This is a genomic window from Sphingobacterium sp. UBA5639 (assembly GCF_002421245.1).
In the GTDB taxonomy this organism is placed as follows: Bacteria; Bacteroidota; Bacteroidia; order Sphingobacteriales; family Sphingobacteriaceae; genus Sphingobacterium; species Sphingobacterium multivorum.
In genome coordinates, this window is record NZ_DIJR01000025.1 from 235,258 (window position 1) to 260,882 (window position 25,625).

Below are 25,625 nucleotides of genomic sequence, written 5' to 3' on the forward strand. Positions count from 1 at the left end.
GGATTAGTTCAATTTAACGTCATTAAGCAAATCTGCTACTAGAGCTTCTTGCTTTCCTTGGTCCTCAAATTCTTTGTTTAACACTTTACGAGCAATATCCAAAGACAAAGAAGAAACCTGAGACTTAACCTCAGCCAAAGCTTTGTTCTTTTGTTCGTTGATCTCGATTTTTGCTTGTGCAATCAATTTTGCACCTTCAGCCTGTGCCTGCGTTTTTGCCTCAGCTACAATCTTATCTTTAAGTTCTTTTGCTTCCTTAAGGATAACATCGCGTTCTGCGCGAGCTTCTTTTAGTAATTGTTCGTTCTCATTTGTTAAACGAGCCATTTCTAATTTCGCTTTTTCAGCAGCCTCTAAAGCACCTGCAATACCTTTTTCACGTTCGTCTAGGGCATCAACAATTGGTTTCCAAGCGAATTTACCTAATAAAAAGATAATAACCACAAGGACGATGACCATCCAAAAAAACAAACCGTACGAAAACGAATGTATTAATTTATCCATTGTTATACTATATAATGATAATTCTTATTTTTTAAGATTCAGGAATAATATAACCTGCAACCAACCGTTGCAGGTTATATTATAAAACCGTTGTGACTATTTACCTAATAATAAAGCACCGAATGCTAAACCTTCAAGTAAGGCACCAATGATAATCATTGCAGTTTGGATTTTAGATGCTGCTTCTGGTTGACGAGCGATAGCTTCCATTGCAGAACCACCAATTTTACCTAAGCCTAAACCTGCACCGATAACGATTAAACCGGCTCCAATTAAATTGTACATAATGTATGATTTGAATAATTAAAAAATTTACTAATTAATGATCGTGATGTTCTTCAACAGCCATACCGATAAATAAGGATGACAACATCGTAAAAATAAATGCTTGTAAGAATGCTACCAATAATTCGATAACCATCAAGAAGATTGTCAAGAACATGGAAACACCGATACTACCCACTACAGTCAATTGGTGTTGCAATAAATAAACAATTGCAATCAGTCCCATTACGACAGTGTGACCAGCTGTAATATTTGCAAACAAACGTACCATCAACGAAAATGGTTTTGTAAACAATCCCAATACTTCAATTGGTGCTAAAACAAATTTAAATGGAACCGGAACACCTGGCATCCAAAAAATATGCTTCCAGTAGTTTGCGTTTGCTTTGATATTGACAATTAAGAATGTAAAAAGAGCCAAACATAAAGTGACTGTGATGTTTCCTGTAACGTTAAACCCTAGTGGTGTCAAACCAACCAAATTCAAAATCCAGATCAAAAAGAATACAGACAATAAATAAGGCATGAATTCCTTGTAACGATGACCAATGTTTGGAATAGCCATCTCATCACGTACATAGATAACCAAAGGCTCCAATACACGTCCAACACCTTTTGGCAAATTGTTAGCACCTTTTTTATACGTTTTAGCCAAACTAATAAATGCCCAAAACATTAAAAATGCAGCCAAAAACAAACCGACAACATTTTTAGTGATCGAGAAATCTAAAGGCATCGCTACAGATGGATGAAAATCAACAGCATCATGAATTTCATGAGAACCAATCACATAAGAAGTTTCAAATTCCTTTTTCTCTTCTTTTCCATCTTCATTTATAGTCATAACATAACTACCATCAGCATTTTTACGATACTCATGACCAGCCAAATTACCGGCAGCATCAGTCTTATAAATTTTTCCGTGGTACAATGCATAATACTGACCGTCAACCTCAGCAACTTTATTACCGTGATCGAATGCCGAAGCCATAAAAACTTTCAAGCCATTATCGATCAAAATAACGGGCAATGAAAAGCCATAATGTTTACCTGTCTCTTCATCCGAAAAGAAGCTAAAATAATAATCATCTTGTAAGTGATGCTCAATATGGCTATTGATTTCCTCAGCCTGCGATTTTTCTCCGTGTGCATTCTCATTCGCCTTTGTTAAAAATGGCGCAACTGCAAACAGAATAACTGCTAAAAATTGAAGTGTTCTTTTAAGACTCACGATACTACTATTATGTTATTTAAAATTTTTTGCGAAAATACTATATATAAAGCACAAAAGCTACTTTAATATTACATTTTTTTGAAAAAACTATCGTTTTTCTCCCTTAGGATTTGTTTAAAGCCTTGTAAGCAAATATAACATCGTAAAAAAGGAATAAAACGACAACGATCAAATAGTTATATTTTAAAATATCAGCCTGCGGTTTTGCCAACCCATTATGGATGTATACATAATTTAGGACAAACTTTAAAGTCAATAATCCCAAGAAAACAAAACCAACATACTGCGGAAATTTCTGCGAACAGTAACTTATCCCCACCATGATGATCACGGATAATATCAGTTGAAAAATATAAATTTCATACAATGGAAAATGTAGATCTTCCAAGGAATGAATACCATCAAAAGATTTTAATAAAAAGAAATGAACGGCAAAAATCAAAACCGCAACAAAAAATAAAATAAGGGTCTGCTTTATATATACTATCATCTATCGTTTAATCGATTCACTTGTCTAATGACTTGATATAGAGAAAATCCAATCCCGCCAAGGGTACAGATCTTCATCCATAGTTGGTTCTCCGCATGAAACTTACCGTCCAGCCAATCCCCTAATAAATAAAATACATAAATGGTAAAAACCATCTGGGTTGAAATAGTCGTCAGCACAAGCCACTTGTTAGGATCTTTCTTGTCTTCCATAAGCAATCTTAAGGTTATCAATGGGCTTTCAACAAACTATATCACACAATTTGTTACAAATATACGCTATAAATTTTTATTGCCTACAATCCCAAAACTTTTTGTCCAATTTTAATATCCGGATAATCAATATCCACGCCCAAAAGCATCTTAAGTTCCGAAGAGGATTTATCCGGATTTGCACGAATAACACCAAGAATACGATCCAACTTCTCCTGCTCGATCAACTCTGTTGCTTCCACTTCCGTACCAACAAAATTAATTAAATGTCCATATATCGTACCTGCGACCATCCCGCGCTTAACCGCTATATCAGCAATGCTCATACCATCTTTAAACATTTCTAAGGAAATCTCCTTTGTATCCAACTTCTTCGGCCCTTCTTCATCTGCACTTTGCGCAGCCAATTCATCTTTTTCTTTGGTCTTCACACTAGCAGCAACATCGAGCATCGCTGTTTGAAAATCTTCCCGTTTTGAAAGCGTATCAGCAATAAGTAGACAATGTTGCAACTGCTCGCGTTTTCGCTTGTAATCAAGCAATAATGCTTTTAACTCATCAATATATTTCTTCGTACGTTTTCGTATCTGGTACTCCTCAATATGTTTGGTTAAAGCCTCAATCAGATCTACATCCATTTTCGGTAAAAACCAATTGACCGCAGCAGTAGAACGTTCACAGATGACATCATAATCGATTGCGTTTTTATCCCGCAACAAATCATACAGTACAACAATAAATTTATGTGCAACTTTCTCTTGGGTCTGAAGGTGCTTGACCAATTGTTGGAAAAATAATACGGCTTGTTCCTTTCCATCAATATTACGCTCTTCAAGTGATTTCAGCAGCTCCGAAGTCTCGGCCAATAGTCCGTCCCAACGGAAACCGTGCATTAAAATCTGGCCAAGATAATTCCGTTGGCATTGCTCCAAAATCTCATTGACGTCAGCCTGCCCCTGAGCACGCTGTGCAAATTCGACCACTTGGTAATCGGTACGGATGGCATAAGAAGGGATAATGGATTTTAATACAAGTCCATCTAAACTCGTTAAACGGCTCAATGCAACGTACACCTGTCCCGCGGCAAACGAGGTCCCTGCGTCAATGATCGCTTTTTGAAAAGTTAAACCCTGACTTTTATGAATAGTGATAGCCCAAGCCAATCGAAGTGGAAATTGCGAAAATGTACCCAATATCTCCTCTTTAATCTGATCTTGCCCCTTATCGTAATTATACCGAATATTCTCCCAGGTCTCCCTTTTTACCGTTACAGATTCCGACCCATCAGGAAATGTAACCGTTACCGTGCCCTGCACCGTATCGATGTCCTTTACCGTACCGATCTTTCCATTGTAATATTTACGTTCATCACCGGAATCGTTTCGAATAAACATCACCTGAGCCCCTATCTTTAAGGACAACGTTTCTTCAGCAGGATAGGAGCCCTGCGCAAAATCGTCCTTTACAACTGCTTTAAGATTTAACATTTTACCCGATAATGATGCCAGCTTGGCTCCATTTATTTCATCCGCATTTCGATTATGGGAGGTCAATGTAATATACTGTTCCTCTTCATTTGGAACAAAGTCCTGTTGATAATAACCATTTAAGGTCGTGAGCATGTCACTTGTACACTGATTGTTTCGTATGGCATTCAAAATTGAAATAAAACCTTCATCTTGTTGACGATAGATTTTATTGAGCTCTAACATCACCAGCGGATTATCCCTCAAAATTTTAGCATTAAAGAAGAAAACAGAAGAATAATGATCCCGCAAAACATTCCATTCGGCATCTTTCACAACTGGCGGCAACTGGTACAAATCTCCGATAAACAGCACTTGTAATCCACCAAAAGGCCGCATATCGCGACGAACAGATTGCAGAATTAAATTAATCGCATCTAATGTATCTGCACGGACCATCGAAACCTCATCAATCACCAAAAGCTCTAGCTCCTGCAAGATGGCCCGACGCTGCTTGGTCAATTTAATCGTGCTGAATAAACGTGATTTATTGTAGATATGACTATCCTGTTCGTCCCAACGTAACTCATAATCTTCAATAAAAGTCCCAAAAGGAAGCCAAAATAAAGAATGTAAAGTTGTTCCGCCCGCATTCATCGCCGCAACACCTGTAGGTGCAGTAATAGCCATCTTTTTGTAGCTATGCTCACGGATATACTTCAAGAAAGTCGTTTTTCCGGTACCCGCCTTTCCTGTAATAAATACATTCTGGTTCGTTTGGTTAACAAAAGCAACAGCCTGCATAAATGCAGTATTTTCCCGATCGACTTGAAAGTTTGACATATCCTGAAATTAGATTGATCACAAAATTAGCAATTTCATTTTTAACTTTACGCGATATAGTATAGCTTAGGGTATCTAACGCAGCTCCATTATAAAGGATTTAGATTAAGCTAAAACGGTTAATTTAAAATATTAAATGGATTTTTTTTATATTTAGCAACTGAATTAACGAATAACAAATTTTTAGAATTTTTAATATGGCTATAGATAAAATCGCATTGTTTGAAAAAGTACAGGAAATGCTGACATCCAAAGGTTTTCGTATTGATAAATCAGATGCTGCACGCCCTTGGGGAGGATTTTTCGTAATCGACGAATCCCAAGCGCAAGAATTTGCCGATGAGTACTTCGGCGGAATGGATGTACAAGAATTAAGAATCTCAGGAAAATTAAGTCCAAAAATTTTAATTGTTGCACCAGAAAAAAGACTTTCATGGCAATATCACCACCGTCGTGCCGAAATATGGCGTGTTATCCAAGGTAACGTAGGTGTTATGGTTTCTGACACCGATGAAGAATCGGTTGTTTCAACCTTGAAAGAAGGCGAAACAATTAGATTACGCCAAGGACAGCGTCACCGTTTAATTGGATTGGATGGCTTCGGTATTCTAGCCGAGATCTGGCAACACACCGATGCCAACAACCCTTCTGATGAAGACGATATTGTTCGCGTACAAGATGATTTTGGCAGATAGTAGTCCCACAGGACCATGACCACCAAAACAAAGATTCCCAATCAACAATTGGGAATCTTTGTTTTTATCCCTAACATAAAATGCGATAGCAGCTGATTCACTCGCCCTACAGGTCCATTTCATCGCTTCTATCCAAGCTCCTATACCTCCTGTATCCATTTCAGGTATTCCATAGCGCAATTCATTAGAAGAGAATATTAATTTTTATTATTTTAGTACAGATATAATCAACTATGATATGATGAGTAACGACGATACTAAAAGAGGATCCAGTATATTAAACAGTCTAAAGAAATTAATTTTTGAGGACGATCAGCCGCAGCAAACGCCACCGGCACAAGCCCCTCCAGCACCAGCTACTAACGCTGCTCCAGAAAGACCCCATGTACCACCGGCATATACATCGCCCACGGCCCAGGCTCCAACTGGAAAAACACCTCCCCCAATCCCCCTAACAGCCAATGACGGAACAACCGACCTCAAAGAAATGAAATTAAAGGTCTATGCCATTCTTGAAAAACTCAACGAGCAGGGTGTCGATTTTTTCGAAGTATGGAACGCTGCTGCCGCAATGGGAAAAGTAGAGGAAAACACATTAAAAGCGGCCTATACTTCATTGAAATTTGTAGACAGTTCGTTAACCAAGGATAAACTGGTAGCAACTGGCACAAATTATGCTAATAAATTGAAAGAAACCATTGCCAAAGAATCGGAACAAAAACAGGCTGAAAAGAAAAAGACTGAACAGGACCGAACCATGGAGATTGCAAATCTGAACACTGAAATCAAAACAATAACGGAGAATATCGCCAAATTGCAAGATGATCTACAGAAAAAACAACTCGCTTTGGCACAAATTAATGAAAAGTACGAACCAAGGATTAAAGATATCGAACAAAAAATAAACATCGGCAACGCGGCCGTTGATGAAGTGGTCACCGAAATCAACACTGCATTGCGTATGATTAATCAATCAATAACATAAAAACAAATCAATGGAAAGAAAAGATCAGTATGTTAATATTCCCGCTGAGATAAAAACGCAACTTCCGATATTTCAAGTACTGGGCGATCATTTGCCTGCACAATTAAAATCACCAGAAGCGAAGAAGACAGCTTCGTCGATCTTCTTTTGGGCGCTTTTACTTGGCGGAGCCTTTGCTTTTTTCAAATACTTACCGATTATGCTGGAATATGCCGGAAAAAGTATACTTTTTGTGCTATTCAGTATAATCCTAATTACCTTATTATTGCTAGCGCCAAAGATCATTGCGCTATTGCACAGATTGGGAACCGTCCTACTTTTTAAAGGTGAAAAATCCATCATTAGAAATAACCCCATAGAAACCTTACAACTGTTATCAAGAGATGCAAAAGACACCCTGAAACGTGTGAAGGAAAAAATCAGCAATGTAGACGGTGTCCGCATCGACATGATTCAAAGCGGTGAAACTGCTCAAAAAACAGCCGAAGAGAAGTACACCTATGCGAAACGTTTCACCGCAGAAGCGGCTAATCTCGACGAGAAATCAAAGGAGGAAACGAGCAAAAATAATGCAGAGAAGGCCAATGCTTATGCAAGAGATGCCAAAGAAACACGCACCAAAGCATTTCTATTGGGAAAAGAAGGTGAATCTGAAGAGCAAAATGCGCGCAGTTATGTACAATATGCCAATCAATTTGCAAAAGTATTGGAAGTCCTAAAAGATAATGAAAGCGCAGCACGTATCTATGTCAGCACCTTGGATAGCAGCATTTCCATTATTTCCAAGAAGCTGGAAGCAACGCAAAAGATGAAAAATGCCACCGATGGCCTAGCCGATGTGTTCAATATTAAAGATGGCTGGGCATTTCAAGAGGCCATGAATGCAGCAACAGGTGCCATCAGTCAAAATATTGCCTCTATCCGATCCAATCTTGATTTCTTGGATCAAAACAACAATATCACAGTGGGTGGTACGCCTACTCAAGGTGAACTGGAAGAGTTTATCCGAAAAGTTGACGAACGTAATCTAAATGTATTAAACGTAACGCAAATGGCCGATGCCAGCTATGAACTCAAACCCGAAGAAAAAGTAGATAAAGGATTTACATTACTCGATTAATATTAACTAAAATCAAACTTACTATACGAACATTATGGAAGAAAAATCAACATGGGCAAGATTAAGATGGCCAATCAAAGCAATTATCATCGCCTTACCTATTCTCGCAATCGGTTATTGGGCCATTCAATCAGGCAAATTTGATGCTAATTCGACAGTCCAAACAACAGATTCAACAAGCAATAATGGTCATGCGGCCGCACCTTCATCAGGCTCAGAAACGACTCGTTCATTCAACTATCAACCCGAAAAACCAGTCGACGGCGAATACAAGGGTGTCGTTGAAGTCGGCGCTTCGGGTTTCAATTCCTTTGTCGTCAATATGGACAAAGAAAATCGCTGGGAGATCATTTCCAAAGACTTCGGAAAGTCATTTGCCTACGAAGGATTGGCAAATACGGAAGACATCCGTAAAGGATTAAAAGATTATATAGGCATGATGCTCGATAAAGGCGTCAAATCCAAAAACATACATTTCGTTATTAGCTCCGGAGCTCAAAAAGAACCTAAAACTTCAGTTATCAGTGCTGAACTTAGAAAAATGGGCTTTGTGGTCAACCTAGTTACAGCAGAGCAGGAAGGAAAATTAGCGTTAAAATCGGTTCTTCCGAAAGCTTACGAAGACAATTCATTTGTTGTTGACATTGGCTCCGGTAACACCAAAATCTCCTGGATCGACGGTGACACAAAATCGGTAGAAGCACCTGGTGCGAAATATTATGAAAAAGACCTTAAAGATGATGCGGTCTATACAGAAGTAAAAAAATTAGGCGAAAAAATTCCGGCAAATAAAAGAGAGGTTTGTTTTATTATTGGCGGGGTTCCTTTTGAATTAGCATCGCAGACACGCCAAGGTGAAGAGCGTTTTACAGTTTTGAACGATCCAGCATCTTACAAAGCAGATAAAGTAAAAACAAAGAGCGGTGTCAACATCTATAAAGCAATTAAAGATGCAACCAATTGCGACACCTTCGTATTTGATTGGGATGCCAATTTCACGATCGGATTCCTACTTTCACTAAACAAATAGTCAAGACGATTAGCATAAAAAAGCGCTGTTCTCTTTTATTGAGAACAGCGCTTTTTTTATAACCGTTTTTGTTATACCATAAAACTCAATAGATACAACACAACAATGATCGCCAATACCAAAAAAGCAATTTTCCAAAAGCTATAAGGTCGTTGTCCATAAACTTTACCGTTAAAAGCATTGACCATGATCTGATAACTCTTTCCTTTGTACTGATAAGCAGATAACCATACAGGTAAAAGAATGTACTTCAATTTAATGGATTTAAAATCGCTATCAATAGAATCAATATCCTGTGTATCACCACCGATGTCATGCTCAACCTGACGTTCGATTTCCCGATCCATAATAGTCCGGGCAGTCTCCGCCGCTTTTACATGATCCACGCTAAAAGTTTCAGCGATAAAGCCACTTAAATATTGCTCATTGAAAGGTTTTAGGTAACCCAAATTCCAAGGTCCAATTTTATCAGAAAACTTTTCGGGAAGAGATGTTGATCCCGATATAACAATATCCTTAAATTGGCTATAGATACTTCCTGAAGCCGGATACCAGTTTGTGCGTCTTTCTTCGTATTCTTCCGTCTCGCCATCCGAATTGCGTCTTGTACGCGTCACATAATAATATTCTCCACGTGATCCTACGTAATCAGATTGTACATCTGCATCATAGGACCAAAATGGCACATACACCCCTTTTAAACGATCATTTCTTGAATTAAAAATTCGCTTAAAGTCATTCGGAGCGAACCATATCTTACCCGCCCATTGTGTCAATAGCCTAAAAGCATTTTTGTAATCAACGGAAAAGGGAACAAGACCATGTGGCTTCAAAATACGCTTTTGCTGATGGTCAATTACCAATGGTGAAGCACAAAAAGCACATAAATCTGCCGTAACATGAGGATTCAAACGCGAGTTTGCCCCACAGTTACTACAATGCACAACTTCAGCCAAATAGCTATAGCGCTCATCGGCGAGCCCCTCCATTGCTTGTCCAAAAACTTTATAATCTGTAGATTCAATATGCCCATCTTCCGGTAGCTGATCCGCTATTTCATTCCTGGTTCCACAATAGGAACACGCTAAATAGGACGTACCGGGCTGATAAGTCAAAATAGCACCACAGCCCTGACATTTTAACCCCTGCTCTATTTCGGAGGTTTTTTCTTCAAAACTCATAAAACTCGGTAATGCATTTTACCCTAAACTCCTGGTATCGGTGGCGGGTTCTGCGAAAACAGATCCTTTAATTCGACTACCTTTTCAGCCTCAATCCAGTTTTCAAGTCCCTCTTTCCAGACCAAGGTAGCAAGTGTCATCGTCCCCTCTTTTATCAGAGCGCGCAGCTGTTCCGAATCAAAGGGCCCTTCCTGTTTGCCTTTAACGGCCAGGTAATAAGCGACCGCTTTGGGCAATGGAGGAGGTCCAACGGCCCCTGCAGACGAAGCCGCAGCAGCTGATCCCGTACCAGTAGGATTATTCCCATCAAAACTGTTTTGCTGAAATACATTACCCATTTGACCAACCATTCCTGCTCCCAACCCAGCACCAAATCCAGCACCTACAATCCCTCCACTACTGGGATTCTCAGCAGCTTTCTCCATTGAATTTGCGGCTTGGAATTGGGCATAGGCCCCCAGATTACCAACGACCCCCATACTGCTTCGCTTATCAAGGGCTTTCTCGACTTCTTCTGGGAATGAAATATTTTCAATTAAGAACTTCGTTAAGCTCAAACCCAACTCATCAAAATCAACCCCAATTTTTTGCTGTATCAAGGCCGAAACTTCATCATAGTTGGATGCAAGATCCAAGGCCGGTATCTTCGACTCAGCAATAGCATCCATCCCCCGCGATACCGCAATGTTTCGAAGCTGCTCTGTGATATCCTCAACTGTAAATACAGGCGTCGTCGCAACAAGCTGTTTCATAAAAACAGTAACGTCCTTCACCTGAAAAGAGAAATTACCGAAAGCCCGAAGTCGAATGGGACCAAATTCAGGATCCCGCAACATAATCGGATTTTTAGTTCCCCATTTCTGATTGACAAATTGTCGAAGGTTGACAAAATAAACATCGGCTTTGAATGGACTATTGAACCCATATTTCCAACCTCTGAGGGTTGTCATGGTCGGCATATTTTGGGTCGTCAGTTCGTAACGACCAGGCTGAAAGACGTCCGCAACCACGCCTTCATTCAAAAATACCGCAGCCTGCCCTTCTCGCACAGTCAACTGTGCCCCCATTTTTATTTCATTCTGATATCGTGGAAACTTCCACACAATCGTATCTGTGCTATTATCGACCCATTCGATAATATCGACAAACTCATTCCTGATTTTATCAAATAATCCCATAAATTATTCTCTTTACAATTACTTACACTAAATGTAAACATTTCCCCGCAAACCGGCAATTTTCTCCAGCAGTACGCAAACTAGCGATATCTAAAAAATTTAGCCTTTTAAACTACTTATCGTAGTTTATTTTTTTTACTTTTGTTAGCTAAGTTCTACATTAATTTATGAGTACATATAACGAAGACAGCATTAGGTCCCTGGATTGGAAAGAGCATATCCGCCTCCGTCCGGGAATGTACATTGGAAAGTTGGGGGACGGTTCGGCCTATGATGATGGTATCTATGTTTTATTGAAAGAGGTCGTTGACAACTCAATTGATGAGTTTGTTATGGGTGCCGGTAAAACTATTGATATCACGGTAAACGAAAATAAAGTTTCCGTACGCGATTATGGACGTGGTATCCCAATTGGTTCTGTGGTTGATGTTGTTTCTAAAATCAATACGGGTGGTAAATATGATAGTAAGGCTTTCCAAAAGTCCGTCGGTTTAAATGGTGTCGGTACAAAAGCCGTAAATGCTTTGTCCAGTCAGTTTACCGTCCAGTCATACCGTCAAAATATAACACGCATTGCCCAATTCTCTAAAGGGGAATTAGTCAATGATGAACAAAAAGATACGACGCAACGGAATGGTACATCTGTAACATTCTATCCAGACGATTCTATTTTCAGAAACTACAAATACCGTCCCGAATTTGTAGAGAATATGATCTGGAACTATGTTTTTCTAAACTCAGGTCTTACGATCAACTTTAATGGGCAAAAGTTTATTTCTGAGCACGGACTAAAAGATCTACTGGAACGAAATATTGATGCCGAGTCCATGCGCTATCCAATTATCCACTTACGGGGGGATGATATTGAAATCGCGATGACTCACGGCCAGCAATATGGAGAAGAATATTATTCTTTTGTCAACGGTCAGCACACCACACAGGGTGGAACACACCAGGCAGCCTTCCGTGAAGCACTAGTCAAAACAATCCGCGATTTTTACAGAAAAGAATTTGACGCATCGGATATTCGTTCATCAATTATCGGTGCCATCGCCATCAAAGTGCAGGAACCCGTTTTTGAATCACAGACCAAAACAAAGCTAGGATCTCAAAGTGTAGGCCCAGAAGGCCCTACGGTAAGAGGATTTATCAATGACTTTGTTAAAAAAGCATTGGATGATTACTTACATAAAAATCCGGCTACGGCAGATGCTCTTCAAAAACGTATTCTTCAATCGGAACGTGAACGTAAGGATATCGCCGGTATCAAAAAACTCGCCAACGAAAGAGCGAAGAAAGCCTCTTTGCACAACCGTAAACTACGTGACTGTAAAGTGCACTTCAGCGATAAAAATGAACGTAACCAAGAAACAACGTTGTTTATCACCGAGGGGGATTCTGCATCTGGTTCTATTACCAAATCGCGGGATGTGCAGACTCAAGCTGTTTTCAGTCTGAAAGGAAAACCGTTAAACTCCTACGGTATGTCCAAAAAGATTGTTTATGAAAACGAGGAATTTAACCTCTTACAACATGCGCTTAATATTGAAGACGGTCTCGATGGATTACGCTACAACAATATCGTAATTGCTACCGATGCCGATGTCGACGGCATGCACATCCGCCTGTTGCTATTGACATTTTTCTTGCAGTTTTTCCCAGACCTTGTCAAAGCTGGCCACGTTTCCATCTTACAGACACCACTTTTCCGTGTCCGCAACAAAAAGGAAACGATCTATTGCTATTCCGATGAAGAACGACAAAAAGCAATCGCAAAATTAGGCGCTAAACCTGAAATTACCCGATTCAAAGGTTTGGGTGAGATATCACCTTCCGAATTTGGATTATTTATCGGAAAAGATATCCGTCTTGACCCGGTTATCTTGTCCAAAGACAATAAAATTCAACAGTTATTAGAATATTACATGGGCAAAAACACACCAGATCGACAAAAGCATATTGTCGAAAATCTGCGTGTTGAAGTTGACCTTGAAGAAGAACTAACAAAAAAAGCGGGTTAAAATAACCCGCTTTTTTAGCAACCTACAACCACCTTTCATGCACAACCAAACCTTAATTCTGATCCAATGTCAAGATGCCGTTGGATTGGTCGCCAACATTTCAAATACGCTGGCAAAATATCAACTCAATATTGTCACCATGCGTGAATATGTGGATGAAGAAGCCAACAAATTCTTCGTGCGTGTCGTGTGTAACGGTATCGTGCCTGAGCAGAAACAGCTTTCGGATTCCCTTGCCGAAGTACTTCCCCCATCTGCTCAGATACAGATAAATCCCAATAACCGCAAAAAAATCGTCGTCCTCGTGACCAAAGAGCATCACTGCCTTGCCGATATCCTGGTACGTCAACACTTCGAAACATGGGGAGCCGAAGTACAGGCCGTAATTGGTAATTATGAATCATTACGCTCCTTTACGGAAAAGTTTGATATTCCTTTTCATTGCATCTCACATGAAAACCTAACAAAGGAAACATTCGAAAAACAACTGATCGCACAAATCCAAAACTATAATTTCGATTACATCATTCTGGCGAAGTTCATGCGAATCTTGTCTCCTCAGTTTGTCAGTACCTTTGAAAATAAACTGGTCAACATACACCATTCATTTCTACCCGCTTTTATTGGTGCCAACCCGTACAAGCAGGCTCATGCAAGAGGCGTTAAGATCATCGGTGCCACAGCGCATTTCGTTACCGACCAACTCGATGAAGGCCCCATCATCGTACAGGATATACGACATGTCAATCACACCTATACTGTAAAAGATATGGTAACTGCCGGCAAAGAAATAGAAAAGGCTGTTCTGAGCAGAGCAATTCGTCTGCTTAGTGAAGATCGTGTGATGCGCAACGATTACAAGACAATTGTATTTGAATAGTGATTACAATCATGTCCAGATAAAACAATCATTACTTTTTTTCAGCGTTATTCTCTATTATTTCGTAAAAGAAATATTTAAGAATGACGCATACTTTTCATATCCCCGTATTAGGCTTAGCTTTCTCCATCGACTCCGCACTTAAGGTCGCACAATATGGTATCTCCACCGTAATGTCTATTGTTGACGATGAACTCATCGAGCGCATGCGCCGCTATTACTGCGGACAATATCAAATCGTCTATCATCCGATCACTAAAACAGAAGAAGATTACCGGGCAAAAAGAATTACGGCCTATCTCAATCTCGTACAGTTTGTGGTCAAGAAGCAAGTCGTGGCCTTGAAGCGTCAGCCCTTTACCGAAAATTCAGAACTTACCAAATATTTTCAGCTTTTACCCGAGTCACATCCTTCAAAACCGATTTATCACGCGATGGAAATGGAAACCAATCGCGCGATTAAAACCGAGCTGCAAGATCTATTGATCAATTATCTCAAACCGGGAGACATCGATGTTAATATTATGTCCAAAGTAGATAAAATGAATTACCAGGATGGTAACCTATTGGATCAGCGTTATTCTGATGCTTCAGCAGCCTTACGTGGTTTTGCAAATTCCAACTTGCATTCCTCCCTTATCCTTTCCGCAGGGATGAATCCACACCTATACGCTTACCTCGCTGAATTACCGGCTTTCTTCCCCAATAGTGAAGGTCTATTTGACAAAAAAGTCGTTTTGAAAGTAAGTGACTTTCGATCGGCGCTCATCCAGGCAAAATATCTCGCTAAGCGTGGTGTATGGGTATCTGAATTCAGAATAGAATCCGGTTTGAACTGCGGTGGTCATGCTTTCGCAACCGATGGTCTTCTTCTGGGACCAATCCTTCAAGAGTTTAAAGAGAAAAAAGAAAGTTTGAAAACCGAACTTTTCGAGATATACCACGCATATTGGGTTTCCCAGGAGCGCTCATTAACAACTCCTCCCAGCATCAAATATACAGTTCAAGGAGGCGTGGGAACAGCTTCAGAACATCAGTTCTTATTAGACTATTATGGATTCGATGCCGTAGGATGGGGATCCCCATTCCTGATGGTTCCCGAAGCAACCACAGTAGATCAAGAAACCCTGAAAGCATTGGAACTTGCCAAGAAAGAAGACTTCTACTGTAGTGGAGCATCTCCATTGGGAATTCCCTTTAACAATTTCAGACAAAGTGGCGCAGAGTACCTACGGTTGGAACGTATAAAAAAAGGGCGCCCCGGTAGCCCTTGTAAAAAAGAATACCTTATTTCGAACACCGAGTTTGGTGATAAACCGATCTGCACTGCATCACGCGTCTATCAACATCAAAAGATCCAGGAACTACAAAAACAAAATCTGTCCGCTGCGGAATACGATAAATCCTTTGACGACATTACAGAAAAAACCTGTCTTTGTGAAGGGCTCGCAGCACCAGCTTATCTTAAGTACAATATCCAAAAGAGCAAAGAACAGACCGCTGTATCCATCTGCCCAGGCCCGAATCTTGTCTGGTTCAAAAAACAATATTCTTTGCGGGAAATGATCGACCACATCTATGGCCGTATATCAGTTTTTGAAAATGACAACAGACCTTTTGTTATGATCAACGAACTCAACCTGTATATCGATCATATTCAAAAATATGTAACAGACAATAAAAATATCATGAACGATAAAAAGATAAAATATGTAGCTAGATTCAAAGCACAATTACAAGCTGGAATAGCTTATTACAACGAACTTACCCAGCACTTATCGCTTATTCCACAAAATATCAGCACAGCGATACCCAGACAGCTTGAACTGGCATCACTACGTTTAAAAGACATCCATATGTAACCTCCTAATATAACTTTAAACAAACACGGGGCGCTTCAATAAGCGCCCCGTGTTATTATCAGGAATCTTTTGACAAGCCTTACTTCGCTATTTTGCGAAATTTACCGAATACCCCAAGTGGAAGTTTCGGTCCTGCTGTTGCTTGTAAGAACAACTCGCCTATTTCCAAGTTTTCCACTTTTGGGAAAGCTGTCTTAATTAAATTTTCAACAATAACAGAGGAAAACCCTAATGAATACGTATTCAAAATCAAGAAATGCTCTTTAGGATCCAATAGTTGAACGACTTCAGTCATCATTTCCATAATGTGATCTTCCAATTTCCATTTCTCGCCCTTTGGCCCATGCCCATATGCGGGTGGATCCAAAATAATCCCATTATATGTATTACCTCTTTTCAGCTCACGCTTTACAAATTTCAAAGCATCTTCAACCACCCAACGAATGTTATCCAAATTGGAAATTTCCATATTTTCATTTGCCCAGGTAACAACCTGTTTAATCGAATCTACGTGAGTCGTATCCGCGCCCGCAGCCTTTGCTATTAAAGATGCTCCACCAGTGTATGCAAAAAGATTTAGGACCTTCGGTCTTTCCGTCTTAAATGAACGTACAGATTCCGAAATATAGTCCCAATTTACAGCCTGTTCCGGAAATATCCCGACGTGTTTAAAAGATGTCAAGCCCAATCTAAATTTGATGGCCACATCCTTATTTTTATATTCGATATGCCAACGGTCTTGGGCTTGAGGATTTTTCTTCAACCATTCTCCTGAAGTAGCCGAACGACCTTTGAATTTGATATGATAACGCTTGTTCCACTCCGCATCAGTCAATGCCTTAGGCCATACAGCCTGAGGTTCTGGTCTGATTAAAATTAAATCACCAAAACGTTCCAGTTTTTCAAAATCACCACAATCAATGAGTTCATAGTCCTTCCAATGCTGTGGGGTCAATAGTTGTATATTTGTTGCTGCCAAAATCAAAATTTTCCGACAAAACTAAGCTAAATTTCAATATAAAAGAAATCTGCATGATGCTAACACAGATCAAACACATAAAATTACGCGCAATAAAGCCACGTTCCCAGCCCTTATTGCCCCATAGAAGCTTTCGCACTTTTCATTAATGGGCTTGCAAAAACAAAGTTGTTCAATTCCTCCACATCTGACCGCATCATATCCTTATTGGAACCTTCCCAGAATTTCTCTCCTTTATAGAGAAACAAAATATACTCACCAATTCCCATCACAGAATTCATATCATGTGTAACAACGACTGTCGTACATTTCAACTCTTGCGTAATTTTTAGTACCAATTCATCAATAACAATCGAAGTCTCCGGATCCAATCCCGAATTGGGTTCATCACAAAATAGATATTTAGGGTTCATACTAATTGCACGTGCAATTCCAACCCGCTTTTTCATCCCCCCCGAAAGCTCCGCAGGGAACAGTTTATTTCGTCCCTCCAGATTAACCTGTTCCAAACAATGATTTGCACGGTCTAATTTTTCCGCTTTGGACATATCCGTAAACATGTCCAACGAAAACATGATATTCTGCTCTACCGTCATCGAATCAAACAGCGCTGAATTTTGAAAAAGCATACCTATTTCTTTTCGAATAGGAACACGCTCTTCAAAATTCATCCGAGTAAAATCCTTGCCATCAAAAATTACCTTTCCTTTTTCCGGTTGGTGCAGGCCTACGATACATTTCAATAAAGTACTCTTTCCCGAACCCGACCCTCCAATAATCAGACTCACCTTTCCGGGTTCGAAATTTGCACTAATTCCTTTCAGAACATGGTTGTCACCAAACGATTTGTTAATATCTTCGATTTGAATCATAAAATCTTTTTAAAGCATTAATGCGGTTATCACATAATCCGCCGCAAGAATAGTTATACAGCCAACGACAACTGCTTCTGTGCTAGCTTGCCCAACTTCCAACGCTCCGCCCTTTACATTATACCCTTTATAAGCAGATATCGAGGTAATAATAAACCCAAACAAAACAGCTTTAACAAGGGCAACTGTCACCGTGAAGCCGTTGAAGCCATCTTGAATTCCTAAAATATAATCCGCCTGTGTCACAGCGCCCGAAAGGGATCCACCTAACAAACCGCCCACTAAAGCGCACACGATAGAAATAATCACCAACATCGGAATCATGGTGATACCCGCCAATATTTTGGGTAATATCAAATAACCAGGAGCATTGATCCCCATAATTTCCAAAGCATCAATCTGCTCTGTAACACGCATGGATCCGATCTGTGAAGATATAGACGACCCAATTTTCCCCATTAAGACCAATCCCGAGATCGTCGGTCCTAATTCCAAAATATTTGAATCCCGGTTGATCGAACCTATAATTGAATTTGGGATCAAGTCGGATACCATCTGAAAGGCAATTTGCATGGTCATAACAGCGCCAATGAAGGTGGAAATAATAACGATAAGTCCTAGAGATCCTATACCAATATCGGTCATTGCCAATACTGTTTCCTTCCAATAAATTCGCCCTTTCTCCGGTCTTTTAAAAACTGATTTCAGGAGTATGAGATATGCACCAATGTGATGAAAGATCATATTATCTATTTAATTTCAATGTATTACGCCAATTTAACGGCTATACTGAGCCAAGCTATCCATTAAAGGTAATTAATTCCAGCAAATATATAAACAAGCAAAAACCCAAAAAGTATACGAAAAACGAAATTACTTACCGATCAATTAGTCACATTTACCGATTTTTTATGTATAATAGCCTAAACATTCATACGGTATCTCCCAAAGCGACTTACTTTTGAGATATATTAACAAACGGAATTAGTTATGAATACACGAAGAATAACAACTGGTATCACCATTCTCTTTATAGGAGTTGTCTTATTATTATCACAGCTCAACACAATTTCTTTCAACTGGGTAGGTATTTTTAGATACTGGCCGCTGTTTATTGTGCTTGCCGGAATTCGTATGCTGGTACCCAAAGACCAACAGATTGGACAGTTTGTCGCCATCGGTTCTACCGTCGTAATTTTAGGTTTTTTGACTTACATAGGGCTGTCGACACCAAAGGAACCACTTTTAACACAGCTTTTAAAAAGTAAAGGCGTCAACATCAATGTCGACGATCCCAACGATAAAACAAATTATACAACAGAAAAATTAAACGTCCCGCTGGATGATAAAATCCATAGTGCTACCCTAAACCTCGATTTGGGGGCCACTTCATTAAGAAATGATAGTAGCACTACTTCAGAAATCTTCTCGGCATTTAACACCTCAAAAGAATATCTACTGGGCATAACTGTACATGGAGAATCTGCAGACAAATTAGATATCAACCTAAAGGGAAAATTCAAAAACAAGGATTTTAACAGCAAAAACAACAATACGTTTATCGCTTTAAACCCCAACATCCTATGGAATCTGAATTTTGATGTAGGTGCAATTGATGCCAGGTTAGATCTTTCACCCTACAAGATAGAAACATTGGATATCGATGCTGGAGCGACTAGTCTAAAGTTAAAATTAGGTCAACCGCTGGCAACAACTAAAATTTCTATGGATGCTGGAGCCTCCTCTATTGAAATCTCCATCCCCAAAAACGCGGCCTGTCGTATTACAAGCGACAATGCATTATCCTCGACAGATTATGAGGGCGATTTCCTAAAAAGTGAAGGCGAAGTAAAATCGACAAATTACGACTCTGCCGCTCAAAAATTCGATTTCGATATCAACGGTGGCATCGCGTCAATAAAAATTAGAAGATATTAATTGACACCCGATTTTTAGTCAAGAAAAGCTAACTTTGTGTTAGATATGGACACAAGTAATATGTTGACATTACCTGGAATCTATTGCAATTCCAAGGTAGATTATTCGAGATGGAAAACAAGGGAAATTCAGATCGGTGATATTCCCATGGGTGGCGATAATCCCATTCGTATTCAAAGTATGACTACGGTAGATACAATGGATACGATGGGCTCAGTTGAGCAGACCATTCGAATGGTAGAGGCGGGCTGCGAATACGTTCGTATTACCGCTCCAAGTATTAAAGAAGCGCAAAATTTAGCTAACATAAAAGATGAACTTCGCAGAAGAGGCTATAAAGTCCCTTTAGTCGCTGATATTCATTTTACACCAAATGCTGCCGAGGTCGCTGCGCGCATCGTCGAGAAAGTAAGGGTCAATCCCGGTAACTATGCAGACAAGAAGAAATTTGATCAGCTATCTTATACCGATGCTGAATACAAGCGCGAGTTAGATCGCATCTATCAAAAATTCACTCCGCTCGTAAATATCTGTAAGGAAAATGGTACCGCTATGCGTATTGGTACCAACCACGGCTCACTTTCGGATAGGATCATGAGTCATTATGGTGACACTCCGGAAGGGATGGTCGAATCAGCCATGGAGTTTATCCGGATGTGTGAAGATCTGAGTTTCTACAATCTCTGTATCTCCATGAAATCGTCCAACCCGCAGGTCATGGTCAAAGCCTATCGATTGCTGGTCGAAAAAATGGTTTCCGAAAACATGAACTATCCCCTACATCTCGGTGTAACTGAAGCTGGAGACGGTGAAGATGGTCGTGTAAAATCTGCCGTCGGTATCGGAACACTGTTGGAAGATGGATTGGGCGATACGGTACGTGTATCGCTAACCGAAGAGCCTGAACGGGAAGCTCCGGTCGCTATAGCACTTGTCAATAGATATAGCAAAAGAAAGGCAAACATCGCGAGTCAGCCCAAACAAGAGATTGTTCAGCTCTCTCCGGAGACACCACATATTGCTTATGCCAGCCAAGAAGTAAATACCTTCATCGGCGGCTCTTTGGTACCTAGGGTTGTGGTCGACATTTCTAAGGAAAATCTAAAGGACGCTCAGATCCTTACCAAAGTAGGTTATCGCTACGATATCCTATTAGATAAATACCACATGGGTGAGCAGTCTGTAGACTTTGTTTATCTCGCAGACAGTTTACCATCCTTTACGATGCCGGCAAATCTGAAGCAAGTATATAACTATAATACCTGGTCAAAACTTACCGATCAAACCAATATTCATCCCCTCTTTACCTTAGAAGAATTCGTAAAGTCAGACAATAAGGATAAAGTCCTGAATATGGTCAAAATCTGTAATTCAGATTTATTAACCCCATTGTTTGAATCCTTACAGCTAGACAAAACAATCGTATTTATCGTAGAAACCGATTACTTGCACGGTATGGCAGATCAAAGACAGTTCTTTCGAAATCTGCAGGAAATCGGTATTGACAATCCTGTCATTATCAAGCGTTCTTATTTAGCGGAAGAATTCTCAGGACCCATTGGTGATTTTATGAATCCCGAAGAACCGATATCAAAAATACAGCTGTACGCTTCTACAGATCTAGGGGCATTATTAATTGATGGTTTAGGTTCAGGAATTTGGATTGACTCTCCGGCAACGGCATTGGAAAATATCGCCTCACTTTCGTTCGGAATTTTACAGGCGACACGATCCAGAATATCCAAGACAGAATATATTTCCTGTCCAAGCTGTGGCAGAACCTTATTTGATCTCCAAGAAACCACGCAGATGATCCGAAGCCGTACCAATCACTTAAAAGGCTTAAAAATTGGAATCATGGGCTGTATTGTTAATGGCCCTGGAGAAATGGCAGATGCAGACTATGGTTATGTTGGGGCGGGCCCTGATAAAGTGACATTATATAGATGTCAGCAGGTGGTTAAGAAAAATGTGAGTTCAGCCCATGCCTTAGATGAATTGATCAAGATCATTCAAGATGATGGACTGTGGATCGAAGAACTACAACAAGACCAAAATTAACAAATCAAGCTATACATAAAATAGCAAAGGGGATCATTTGATCCCCTTTGCTGTTTTATGTATACGAATGAACGTACATTACAAATTACCTTTTTATCGAAAAATGTTACTTTCTTATCGAATAGAAAATCTTTTCACCACGGTTTCCGAACCTGCAACTACGCGTACAAAGTAAAATCCTGTCGTTAATTTCCCACCATGCTCAAAGGAAAGATTTTGAATTCCTGAATCCAGATTACCATTCATTAATTGGAGAATCTCATTGCCCAATGCATCCATTACTTTGATAGACACACTCGACGATTTTGCCAATTTAAAAGAAAGATTTATTTGTTCAGCAATCGGATTGTAGAAAACCTTCACATTATTGATAAGTTTCTCTGTCTCCTTGATGTTATTATCTTCTCCGAATGCCTCACTGCCGTCCCAAATATGTTGCGAAATAGTATGGTCATAAGGAGACTTTGCATACACCCGAGTCAACCCGCTACACAATGTCAGTGCGGATAAAAGTGTTAAACAAGCTGCTTTAAGTAGATTTCTCCCCATAGTGTTAAATTAGACTTCAAATACTGGTTACGGTTTAATCAAATATAACGCTAACTATTTGAATTATCAACAACAAAGTTAGTATTTTGTTTAAAAGTTTTTCAGCAAATAGATTCATTCTAAGTTTCTTTTAACAAATTTTAACAGCTCTTGCGCATGTCAAAGTAAATGCTAAAATTTGGCGCAGGAAATGTACCTACTTAAAGTACAGGCAAAAAGTATATTTTTGCAGTATATTTTGAAATAAAATAATTGATAAATGGCAGACAACAGTCATCACAACAGTATCAATAAGGTGAGTTTCGCCGGATTATTGATCAGTTTAGGAATCGTTTTTGGAGATATCGGAACTTCTCCATTGTATGTTTTCAAAGCAATCATGGGACAAGGAGCCATTCAAAAAGACTTAGTCTTGGGCGGGCTATCCTGTGTTTTTTGGACACTGACGCTCCAAACAACAGTAAAGTATGTTTGGATCACACTCCGGGCAGACAATAAAGGTGAAGGCGGTATCCTATCCCTCTATTCATTGGTACGCAAACGTGCCCCTTGGTTAATTTTCCCGGCGATGATCGGTGCAGCGACCTTGTTAGCGGACGGAATGATCACCCCTGCCATCACAATATCCTCGGCTATTGAAGGTTTGGATCTCAAATTCCCAGGATTACCTACAGTACCTATTGTAGTTACAATTATCTCCTTATTGTTTATTATCCAACGATTTGGAACATCTGTTGTAGGAAAGGTTTTCGGCCCATTGATGACCATCTGGTTTACAATCATTGGTGTAATCGGTTTATCTCATCTTCACCTCGCACCAGAAGTGATGAAAGCGATCAACCCCTATTATGCTTTCCATATTTTGATTACCTACCCCCATTCGCTATTACTGATCGGTGCCGTGTTTTTATGTACTACAGGTGCCGAAGCATTGTATTCGGATATGGGACACTGTGGTAAAAACAATATCCGTATCAGCTGGATCTACGTAAAAATCACACTTATACTAAATTATTTCGGACAAGGAGCCTGGTTGTTGACACAGGAAGGACGCGTCCTTGGAGGTGAAAATCCGTTCTACTCAATCATGCCCGATTGGTTTATAGGCTACGGTATCGCTATCGCGACGATTGCAGCGGTCATCGCCAGTCAAGCCATGATATCCGGATCCTATACCTTAATCTCGGAAGCAGTACGGTTGAATATATGGCCCAAGGTGGCTATCCGCTACCCCAGTGAACATAAAGGTCAGTTGTATGTACCATCCATCAATTTAATTTTATGGGTCGGCTGTATGATTGTCATCTGGGTTTTTGAAGAATCAAGCCGTATGGATGCAGCCTATGGTCTTGCGATCAATTTAACGGTATTGATGACCACGATTTTAATGGGATACTTCCTCGCCATGAAAAAAGTCAACCGTGTACTAATTGCGGTATTTTTGATTGCTTATTTTGTTATTGAACTAACTTTCTTAATAGGAAATGGTGTCAAAATAGCCCATGGTGGTTGGTTGACTCTTCTGCTTGCTACTGCGCTATATATAACAATGTATTGCTGGTACACAGCGCGAAAAATTAAAAATCGTTTTGTTAACTTCATTAACATCAATAAATACTACCCCATTATCTCCGAATTGAGCGAGGACAAATCCGTCCCTCCCTATGCGTCGCATTTGGTCTATCTGACAAGTGCAAATTTCAAATCCGAGATAGAGGCTAAAATTATTTATTCAATTATTAATAAAAAGCCAAAACGTGCGGATGTATATTGGCTCGTCCACGTTGATGTGATGGATCATCCACATACAAAAGAATATTCAATCGATCAGCTTATCCCGGGTAAGTTAATACGGGTTGATTTTAAACTTGGCTTTAGAGAGGAACAGCGCATCAGTCTACTGTTCAGAAAAGTAGTTGAGGAAATGGTGAAAAAAGGTGAAATTGACATCACCAGTCAATACGACACCCTACGTAAACACAATATTCCTGGTGACTTTAAGTTTGTTGTTTTGGAAAAAGTACTCTCCAAAACCAACCAGATGACATGGATAGAAAAAGTAATTATGGACATCTATGGTTACCTCAAAAAAATGAGTTTGTCCGAAGAAAAAGGTTTTGGTTTAGATTCCAGCTTTGTTACAATTGAACGGGTTCCGCTCAATTTTCCACAGACTTCAGAGGTCCATCTCATACGGAAAGATTAAGACTCCTCAAGGTGATGCTCAAGCATCACCTTTTTTATTCAATAGAATTGCATTACTTTTGTTGCAAATAATACATCATGGCAGACGCTAATCCAAAAAAGAAATTACATCCTAGAAATAGACATCTCGATAACTACAATTTTGAAGAATTGAGCAAAGTGGAACCTTCGCTCAAAGATTTTGTTATAGAAAATGCGTATAAAGTAAAGTCCATTGATTTTAACAACCCCGATGCTGTTAAAACGTTAAACAAGGCACTTCTAAAAAAATATTACCACATTCAACACTGGGATATCCCCAAAGAGAATCTTTGCCCCCCTATTCCGGGCCGGGCAGATTATATTCATTATATCGCAGACGTTCTTGCAAGGGACAATAATGGTGAAATTCCAAAAGGCGGAAACATCCACGTCCTCGACATCGGTGTTGGTGCAAATTGTATCTACCCCATCATCGGACATCAGGAGTATGGATGGAGCTTTGTAGGGTCTGAAATCATCAAGAGCGCATACAAAAACGCCATCGAGATAACACGGACAAATATGAGCTTAAAAAAGAGCATACAGATCCGCCTCCAAAATAATCCGAAGGCCATATTCAAAGACATTATTCTTCCAGGGGAAAAATATGATGTGGTGATCTGTAATCCCCCATTTTTTAGCTCTCAGACCGAGGCTTTACAGCAGTCCATCCGTAAGACCACAGGTATCAAAGACGCTAAAATAGACGAAAAACCGGTCACACAGGCATTTTCTGGACAAGGAAGCGAGTTATGGTGCGATGGTGGTGAAAAAGCGTTCTTGTCACGCATGATCTTTGAAAGCCAATTTCACAAAGATCAAGTAAAATGGTTCACAACATTAGTTGCCCACCGCGAAGACATTCGCTTTCTACAACACAAACTAAAGAAAATAAACGTAAAAGAGACCGAAGTGATCCGCATGGAACAAGGTAATAAGGTAAGCCGGATCCTTTTATGGAGATTCTAATAAGTCCATGATATTAAAAAAAAGGAGCTATCTTTTATGCAGATA

The 25,625-nt window shown here is 39.7% G+C and carries 23 protein-coding genes; 11 read left to right on the forward strand and 12 right to left on the reverse strand.

Annotated features, from left to right (window positions below; translation table 11 throughout):
* Window positions 1-3: 3 nt before the first annotated feature.
* The 6 genes from B4Z90_RS15840 to B4Z90_RS15860 form a co-directional block, all read right to left on the reverse strand.
* On the reverse strand, window positions 4-504 hold the full coding sequence (locus B4Z90_RS15840; RefSeq protein ID WP_112375495.1) for a F0F1 ATP synthase subunit B: 501 nt from the start codon (window positions 502-504) through the stop codon (window positions 4-6).
* Window positions 505-600: 96 nt separating this feature from the next.
* Window positions 601-789 carry an ATP synthase F0 subunit C gene (gene atpE / locus B4Z90_RS15845; RefSeq protein ID WP_021188666.1) on the reverse strand — a complete coding sequence of 63 codons (189 nt, stop codon included), beginning with the start codon at window positions 787-789 and terminating at the stop codon, window positions 601-603.
* Window positions 790-823: 34 nt separating this feature from the next.
* Window positions 824-2,020: a F0F1 ATP synthase subunit A gene (gene atpB / locus B4Z90_RS15850; protein ID WP_239468755.1), complete on the reverse strand. Its 1,197-nt coding sequence runs from the start codon at window positions 2,018-2,020 to the stop codon at window positions 824-826.
* Window positions 2,021-2,126: 106 nt separating this feature from the next.
* Window positions 2,127-2,513: a hypothetical protein gene (locus B4Z90_RS15855; RefSeq protein WP_046671964.1), complete on the reverse strand. Its 387-nt coding sequence runs from the start codon at window positions 2,511-2,513 to the stop codon at window positions 2,127-2,129.
* Window positions 2,510-2,725 carry an AtpZ/AtpI family protein gene (locus B4Z90_RS25230; protein ID WP_112375493.1) on the reverse strand — a complete coding sequence of 72 codons (216 nt, stop codon included), beginning with the start codon at window positions 2,723-2,725 and terminating at the stop codon, window positions 2,510-2,512. Before B4Z90_RS25230 ends, B4Z90_RS15855 begins: the two co-directional genes overlap by 4 nt.
* Before the next feature lie 83 nt (window positions 2,726-2,808).
* Window positions 2,809-5,034, reverse strand: coding sequence for a helix-turn-helix domain-containing protein (locus tag B4Z90_RS15860; protein WP_286802736.1), 2,226 nt, complete (start codon window positions 5,032-5,034; stop codon window positions 2,809-2,811).
* A 197-nt stretch (window positions 5,035-5,231) separates the two neighbouring features.
* Here B4Z90_RS15860 and B4Z90_RS15865 point away from each other — a divergent pair, with 197 nt between their 5' ends.
* The 4 genes from B4Z90_RS15865 (at window position 5,232) to B4Z90_RS15880 (ending at window position 8,864) form a co-directional block, all read left to right on the forward strand.
* On the forward strand, window positions 5,232-5,729 hold the full coding sequence (locus B4Z90_RS15865) for a cupin domain-containing protein (protein ID WP_046671961.1): 498 nt from the start codon (window positions 5,232-5,234) through the stop codon (window positions 5,727-5,729).
* A gap of 238 nt (window positions 5,730-5,967) precedes the next feature.
* Window positions 5,968-6,714, forward strand: coding sequence for a hypothetical protein (locus B4Z90_RS15870; protein ID WP_112375491.1), 747 nt, complete (start codon window positions 5,968-5,970; stop codon window positions 6,712-6,714).
* Window positions 6,715-6,724: 10 nt separating this feature from the next.
* Window positions 6,725-7,834, forward strand: coding sequence for a hypothetical protein (locus tag B4Z90_RS15875; protein WP_112375490.1), 1,110 nt, complete (start codon window positions 6,725-6,727; stop codon window positions 7,832-7,834).
* A gap of 34 nt (window positions 7,835-7,868) precedes the next feature.
* On the forward strand, window positions 7,869-8,864 hold the full coding sequence (locus B4Z90_RS15880; protein WP_112375489.1) for a hypothetical protein: 996 nt from the start codon (window positions 7,869-7,871) through the stop codon (window positions 8,862-8,864).
* Between the two features lie 71 nt (window positions 8,865-8,935).
* On the opposite strand, the gene B4Z90_RS15885 is transcribed toward B4Z90_RS15880, so the two are convergent.
* Together B4Z90_RS15885 and B4Z90_RS15890 are read right to left on the reverse strand one after the other, a co-directional pair.
* Complete coding sequence (locus B4Z90_RS15885) at window positions 8,936-10,045, reverse strand: zinc finger domain-containing protein (protein WP_112375488.1); 1,110 nt, start codon at window positions 10,043-10,045, stop codon at window positions 8,936-8,938.
* Between the two features lie 23 nt (window positions 10,046-10,068).
* Window positions 10,069-11,223 (reverse strand): SPFH domain-containing protein, encoded by a 1,155-nt coding sequence (locus B4Z90_RS15890; protein ID WP_112375487.1) that lies wholly within the window; start codon window positions 11,221-11,223, stop codon window positions 10,069-10,071.
* Window positions 11,224-11,390: 167 nt separating this feature from the next.
* Here B4Z90_RS15890 and B4Z90_RS15895 point away from each other — a divergent pair, with 167 nt between their 5' ends.
* From B4Z90_RS15895 to B4Z90_RS15905, 3 genes are all read left to right on the forward strand, one after another.
* Window positions 11,391-13,244: a DNA topoisomerase IV subunit B gene (locus B4Z90_RS15895; RefSeq protein WP_070563183.1), complete on the forward strand. Its 1,854-nt coding sequence runs from the start codon at window positions 11,391-11,393 to the stop codon at window positions 13,242-13,244.
* 37 nt (window positions 13,245-13,281) lie between these two features.
* The gene (gene purU, locus B4Z90_RS15900; RefSeq protein WP_112375486.1) at window positions 13,282-14,124 is read left to right on the forward strand and encodes a formyltetrahydrofolate deformylase; all 843 of its coding nucleotides are present in this window, start codon (window positions 13,282-13,284) and stop codon (window positions 14,122-14,124) included.
* An 83-nt stretch (window positions 14,125-14,207) separates the two neighbouring features.
* A complete protein-coding gene (locus B4Z90_RS15905; protein ID WP_112375485.1) occupies window positions 14,208-15,986 on the forward strand; it encodes a hypothetical protein in 1,779 nt (592 codons plus the stop codon).
* Between the two features lie 79 nt (window positions 15,987-16,065).
* Here B4Z90_RS15905 and B4Z90_RS15910 read toward each other — a convergent pair whose 3' ends face one another.
* From B4Z90_RS15910 to B4Z90_RS15920, 3 genes are all read right to left on the reverse strand, one after another.
* Window positions 16,066-16,971, reverse strand: coding sequence for a class I SAM-dependent methyltransferase (locus tag B4Z90_RS15910; protein WP_112375484.1), 906 nt, complete (start codon window positions 16,969-16,971; stop codon window positions 16,066-16,068).
* A gap of 107 nt (window positions 16,972-17,078) precedes the next feature.
* Window positions 17,079-17,837: an ABC transporter ATP-binding protein gene (locus B4Z90_RS15915; protein WP_070563195.1), complete on the reverse strand. Its 759-nt coding sequence runs from the start codon at window positions 17,835-17,837 to the stop codon at window positions 17,079-17,081.
* Window positions 17,838-17,846: 9 nt separating this feature from the next.
* Window positions 17,847-18,581: an MlaE family ABC transporter permease gene (locus B4Z90_RS15920; protein ID WP_112375483.1), complete on the reverse strand. Its 735-nt coding sequence runs from the start codon at window positions 18,579-18,581 to the stop codon at window positions 17,847-17,849.
* A 246-nt stretch (window positions 18,582-18,827) separates the two neighbouring features.
* Between B4Z90_RS15920 and B4Z90_RS15925 the strand changes: the two genes are divergently transcribed.
* Window positions 18,828-19,775 carry a LiaI-LiaF-like domain-containing protein gene (locus B4Z90_RS15925; protein WP_112375482.1) on the forward strand — a complete coding sequence of 316 codons (948 nt, stop codon included), beginning with the start codon at window positions 18,828-18,830 and terminating at the stop codon, window positions 19,773-19,775.
* A gap of 45 nt (window positions 19,776-19,820) precedes the next feature.
* Window positions 19,821-21,836: a (E)-4-hydroxy-3-methylbut-2-enyl-diphosphate synthase gene (ispG, locus tag B4Z90_RS15930; RefSeq protein WP_286802737.1), complete on the forward strand. Its 2,016-nt coding sequence runs from the start codon at window positions 19,821-19,823 to the stop codon at window positions 21,834-21,836.
* 114 nt (window positions 21,837-21,950) lie between these two features.
* Here the strand turns inward: ispG and B4Z90_RS15935 are convergent, their stop codons facing one another.
* A complete protein-coding gene (locus B4Z90_RS15935; RefSeq protein WP_070563202.1) occupies window positions 21,951-22,385 on the reverse strand; it encodes a T9SS type A sorting domain-containing protein in 435 nt (144 codons plus the stop codon).
* A gap of 259 nt (window positions 22,386-22,644) precedes the next feature.
* Here B4Z90_RS15935 and B4Z90_RS15940 point away from each other — a divergent pair, with 259 nt between their 5' ends.
* Complete coding sequence (locus B4Z90_RS15940) at window positions 22,645-24,591, forward strand: KUP/HAK/KT family potassium transporter (RefSeq protein ID WP_046671947.1); 1,947 nt, start codon at window positions 22,645-22,647, stop codon at window positions 24,589-24,591.
* Window positions 24,592-24,668: 77 nt separating this feature from the next.
* Entirely contained in the window at window positions 24,669-25,580 is a 912-nt protein-coding gene (rlmF, locus tag B4Z90_RS15945) for a 23S rRNA (adenine(1618)-N(6))-methyltransferase RlmF (RefSeq protein ID WP_070563205.1), read from the forward strand.
* Window positions 25,581-25,625 lie beyond the last annotated feature (45 nt).